We start from the raw sequence: 616 nt of genomic DNA, 5'->3' as shown, positions 1-616 counted from the left end.
GTTCTCAGTAACTTGTGCGTTTTCTAAGTTATCACTTGGCAATACTGTGAGTTGTTTTAATACACCACATTCGTTGCTTGATTCTTTAATTTCAGATTTAATTTTGAAGTAGAGCAATCGCTTCTTATCTACTTCTATAATTTCGAAGCTTCTGATTAAGTTACCTTGATATTTCCCATGCTTTGCAGCGTTAAATATAATAACGTATAGTGCATCATAGAACAGATGATAAACTCCACCATAAAGATCTATATCATCCTTCTCATCAAAATCAGTATCTGGATTGAAATTATCAAAAGTCTGTTGGACCTCAGAAACAACTGCTTTGTAGAGTAAGCTTAATGAAGCTTTTGGTGATGCACTTTGAGGCTTTTTAAACCAAGTGCAAATTACATTCAGTTTTTCAGATATTAAACTAAAAATCTCTCTTTCAAGTTCTTTTAATTGCCTTTGACCATTGTTATTGAGGTTTAATAAGTTGGTATTATTTAGTATCTGAACATTAGTCAAATTAGGTTTTTGATTTTTAATATAGGAGCTGAATCTATTGAGATCAACTTCGGCAATTCTCCAGCATGATTCAATTATAATTGGTTCAATTCCAAATACACTTCCG

1 protein-coding gene is annotated in these 616 nt (G+C 31.8%); it reads right to left on the bottom strand.

Features of this window, described 5'->3' with window-relative positions; genetic code table 11:
* The coding region (locus GQR46_RS20380) for a hypothetical protein (RefSeq protein WP_206009748.1) at window positions 1-616 on the bottom strand (616 nt) is incomplete at both ends.

It is taken from the genome of Pseudoalteromonas sp. Z1A6 (assembly GCF_011378745.1).
Classification (GTDB): Bacteria; Pseudomonadota; Gammaproteobacteria; order Enterobacterales; family Alteromonadaceae; genus Pseudoalteromonas; species Pseudoalteromonas arctica.
The sequence above is the reverse complement of the archived record's forward strand: the minus strand, read 5'-3'. Positions and strand labels throughout refer to the sequence as shown.